The sequence below is a fragment of the Gemmatimonas sp. genome, from assembly GCF_044376735.1.
Classification (GTDB): Bacteria; Gemmatimonadota; Gemmatimonadetes; order Gemmatimonadales; family Gemmatimonadaceae; genus Gemmatimonas.
This window is the reverse complement of the sequence record NZ_JBILKJ010000208.1, coordinates 1-3,982: the sequence shown is the minus strand read 5'-3', so window position 1 is coordinate 3,982 and position 3,982 is coordinate 1. Positions and strand designations below refer to the sequence as shown.

At 69.2% G+C, this 3,982-nt stretch carries 3 protein-coding genes and 1 pseudogene; all 4 read right to left on the bottom strand.

Features of this window, described 5'->3' with window-relative positions; all coding sequences use genetic code 11:
* Window positions 1-407 (bottom strand): annotated as a pseudogene (locus ACIRA7_RS15510) (hypothetical protein); the annotation flags it as partial.
* Window positions 404-1,084, bottom strand: coding sequence for a response regulator (locus ACIRA7_RS15505; RefSeq protein ID WP_396221743.1), 681 nt, complete (start codon window positions 1,082-1,084; stop codon window positions 404-406). The pseudogene ACIRA7_RS15510 and the gene ACIRA7_RS15505, both read right to left, overlap by 4 nt.
* A 6-nt stretch (window positions 1,085-1,090) precedes the next feature.
* Window positions 1,091-2,281, bottom strand: a complete 1,191-nt coding sequence (locus ACIRA7_RS15500) for a UvrB/UvrC motif-containing protein (RefSeq protein ID WP_396221742.1) — start codon at window positions 2,279-2,281, stop codon at window positions 1,091-1,093.
* A gap of 49 nt (window positions 2,282-2,330) precedes the next feature.
* The gene (locus ACIRA7_RS15495; protein ID WP_396221741.1) at window positions 2,331-3,923 is read right to left on the bottom strand and encodes a cryptochrome/photolyase family protein; all 1,593 of its coding nucleotides are present in this window, start codon (window positions 3,921-3,923) and stop codon (window positions 2,331-2,333) included.
* Window positions 3,924-3,982 lie beyond the last annotated feature (59 nt).

Sequence of the window (3,982 nt, the reverse complement as noted above, 5' to 3'; positions counted from 1 at the left end):
GCCCGCACGGCATCGGGCAGCATCACGGCTTCGTCGCTCCTGCCGGTGGACGTTCGCGATGGTCCGGGCTGACGGGCCGCCATGAGCTGGGTGCCCTCGTCGGCGATGAACACTTCGAGGTCGCCGACACGCAGCTCGCGCAGCACGGCCTGCTCGGTTTCGCCGCGCACTTCTTCTACATCGCCGCGGGCCTGAGCGGCCGCGCGCTCGGCGCGAATGGCACCGGCCACCACACGCGCCGATTCGCGAACGGCCGTGTCGGTGCGCTGCTGGAGGGTGGTCGTGAGCGTGAGCCAGCCGGCGACGGCGAAGGTGCCGAGGACGAGGGCGAGCACGCTGGCGTTCCAGAGCGTGAGGCGCATCCGGATGGAGAGGCGCATGACGCTGCCGGCGACACGATCCGTCATGTGGGGGCGACGTCGGAGAGTACATAACCGGCGCGGCGCCGGGTGTGGATGAGCGGCGTCCATGGCGCCCGATCGATCTTCCCGCGCAGACGGTTCACGTACACTTCGACGGCGTTGGTGAACGGATCGTGATTATCGTCCCACACATGCGCCACGATGTCGGCACGGGACACGACGGTGCCGACGCGGCGCGCCAACAGTTCGAGGAGCGCATACTCCTTGGCCGTGAGCGCGATCGCGACCCCGGCGCGCTGCACGGCGTGCGACTGGAGATCGATCTCGCAATCACCCACGCGCACCAGCATGACCTGGAGCGCTTCGGGTCGCCGCAGCAGGGCGCGCAATCGGGCGAGCAGTTCGCCGAAGTCGAACGGCTTGGTGAGATAGTCGTCGGCGCCGTGATCGAGTCCGGCGATGCGATCGGCCACGGCATCGCGCGAGGTCAGCATGAGCACGGGGGTGCGCACGTGGCGCGCCCGCAGCGCGGCGACAACGCCGAAGCCGTCGACGCCGGGCAACATGACGTCGAGGATGATCGCGTCGTACGTGTTCACCACGGCCTGCACGATGGCGTCCGATCCGTTCTCGCAGACGTCCACGGCGTACGCCTCCTCGCGCAGACCGCGGGCGATCAGCCGCGCGAGGCGGGGATCATCTTCGACGACAAGCAGGCGCATGACGCGTCAGGCCTCGGGCTGCCTGGCGCGCCGCATCGCGACGCGGGTACGGGCCTTTTCTGCGGGGCGCCGACGAAACCAGCTGGCCACGAGATAGAACTCGTCGAGGTCGTGGGTGGGGATGTCGGCCCCTGACGGATCGGGGCCCGTGAACACCTTGGCCGCCAGTTCGCGAAAGGCGGCGCGCTCCTCGGGTGTTTTCGGGGCGGGCAGCTCGGCGCGCACCGTGCCGCGTCGCACCAGATACACCCACTCCTGCGTGTCGGGGCCCACGGCGTGGTAGCGGAAGGTGAGGCGATCCACGTTGGCGTGAAAGTGCTGGACCCGTTCGTGCAGCCAGCGTACCAGCGCCAGCCGGTCGCGAATCACCGCGGCCTTCTCGAAGGCGAGCTGTTCAGCCGCCTGCTGCATGGCCAGCTCGAGGGTACGCACGGGTGCATCGCTGCGCCCGTCGAGAAAGGCGCGCACGGCCACCGCCGCGTTCCGATACGGCTCCGACGCGCCGGCACCGATGCACGGACCGGCGCAGGTGCCGAGGTCGTGTCGTAGGCAGCCGGGGGCACGGGTGCGGCTGGCACCGCGCTTCGGACGTGATGCGGGATCATCGTCGAACCAGAGCGTGCTGCCGTGGCTGGCGGCGCTGCCGGTGAGGCGCACCACGTCGTCGTGCTCGCAGTCGCGCAACCCCGTGCCTTCGGCCAACGCCCGCACCGCCTCGCGAAGCTGCGCGACCCGACGGAAGGGTCCGAACAAGGCGATGGCGCCGGGATCGTCGGAGCGGGCCACCACGCGCAGTCCGGGTACACTGCCGCCAGTGAGCGCGACATAGGCGCGCGGCCACTCGTCCTGCACCATCATCGCGTTGAAGTGCGGACGATACTGCTTGATGAGGCGCAGCTCGCGCAGCAACGCCCCGAACTCGGTGTTGGTGTACTCCCACTCGATCTGGAACGCGTGACGCAGAATCCGCGCGCCCTTGTCGCGCCCCTTCGCGCGAAAGTACGACAGCAATCGCGTGCGCAGCACGCGCGATTGCCCGACGTAGATCACCGTGCCGGTGGCGCCAAGCATGCGATACACCCCGGGACGGTTCTCGCATCCCTCACGCACCAGGGCCCGCAGCTGCGCGCGATGCGTCGGGGTCGATTGCGGCGGTCGAACGTGCAGGCGGGTGCGCTGCGGGGCGGGCGTGTCCACCCGTGCAACCTAGAGTGGGCGACGCCCGTTCAGCAACGCGCCACCGGAGCTACGTCTCGTCGACCGGCGGAGCGAACGTGCTGTCGTACTGCAGCGCCTCGCGAAACGCCGCCGCCTGCGTGCGAATCTGCACCAGCTCCGGCTCGGCGATGTTCTTCACGTGCACGAACATCATGCGCATACGCGGATGATTGGCGAAGCGCGCCTGATGCGACGCCAGAAAGTCCCAATACAGCACATTCACCGGACAGGCATCGGGGCCGGTGCGCTGCTTCACGTCGTAGCGGCAGCTGCCACAGTAGTTGCTCATGCGGTTGATGTACGCCCCCGACGCCACGTACGGCTTGGAGGCGAGCGCCCCGCCGTCACCCCACGTGCCCATGCCCACCACGTTCGGCAGCTCCACCCACTCGTACGCGTCGGTGAAGGCGCTCCAGTACCAGCGCGAGAGCGCGGCCGGTTCGACGCCGATCAGGGTGGCGATGTTGCACTGCACCATGAGACGGGCGATGTGATGCACGCGGCCGTGATCGCGTACCTGCCGGATGGTGTCGGCGAGACAGCGCATCTCGCAGGGCGCATCGGTCTGCCCCGACGCGTCGTACGCCTCGCCATCGGGGGCCCAGAACCAGCGCGGCAACGCGCGCGAGGCGTTCAGCGCGTTGGCGGTGCGGAGTCCGGGCATGAGGTGCCAGTACATGCCGCGGATGTACTCGCGCCACCCCAGGATCTGCCGGATGAAGCCTTCAGCCGAGGCGATGGGGACGAGACCGGCGCGCCACGCCGCTTCGGCTTTGCGCACACACTCGAGGGGATGCAGCAGTCCGACGTTGAGGATGGAGGACAGCGTGGAGTGCAGCAGATCGGGGGCGCCGTGCACGAGGGCGTCTTCGTAGGGCCCGAACTCGGGCAATCGTTCGGCGATGAACCGATCGAGCCACGCCTTGGCGTCGGCGCGGGTGACGGGGAGCGCGAACTGGTCCACGCTGCCCCAGCGGTGGCGCCAGGTGCGCACGCGCTCCATCTGGGCGCGCGTGATGGCGTCGGGCTCCACCCGCCAGACCTCGGGGGCCGGACGGCCTTTGGGCCACGGCTTCCGGTTGTCGGCGTCGAAATTCCATTGACCGCCGCTCGGCGTGCCGTCGGCTTCCATGAGAACGCCGTGCTTGCGGCGCATTTCCCGGTAGAAGAACTCCATCCGGTGTTCTTTGCGCCCGCGGGCCCAGGTGGCGAATTCCTCGCGGGTGGCGAGAAAGCCACGGTCTTCGCGGAGGGTCAACGAGCGGCCATCAGTCTCGAGAAGGATTCGGGCGCGGTCGAGCTCGTCGACCATGTCCTGCTCGCGTCCCTCGGTGGCGACGACCTTGGCCGCGTGGAACTCGACCGCAGCGGCGGCGATTCCCTCGGCGTAGCTGGGCGCGTTCCGGTAGGCCACGCGGTACCCGGCGGCTTCGAGCGAGGCCGCGAGGTGCTGCATGGAGGAGAGCAGCAGGACCAGCTTCTGGCGATGCCAGGGGAGGGACGACCCCTTGGCGACGGACTCGAGCAGCAGGACGACAACGTCGTCGCGGGGTTCACGGGGGATGTTCGCGACGGCGCGCGAGGATTCCCAGGGGGCGACGAAGGCGAGGGTGGTGGGCATTCTACCGCGGCGAACGGGAGGGACGAGGACAGCGGTTCCCGTGGGCTGGGGGCTGTGGG

Bases quoted from the DNA above. Each gene is read 5' to 3' on its own strand.
- ACIRA7_RS15505 (WP_396221743.1), bottom strand. From the start codon at position 1,084: ATGCGCCTGCTTGTCGTCGAAGATGATCCCCGCCTCGCGCGGCTGATC.
- ACIRA7_RS15495 (WP_396221741.1), bottom strand. From the start codon at position 3,923: ATGCCCACCACCCTCGCCTTCGTCGCCCCCTGGGAATCCTCGCGCGCC.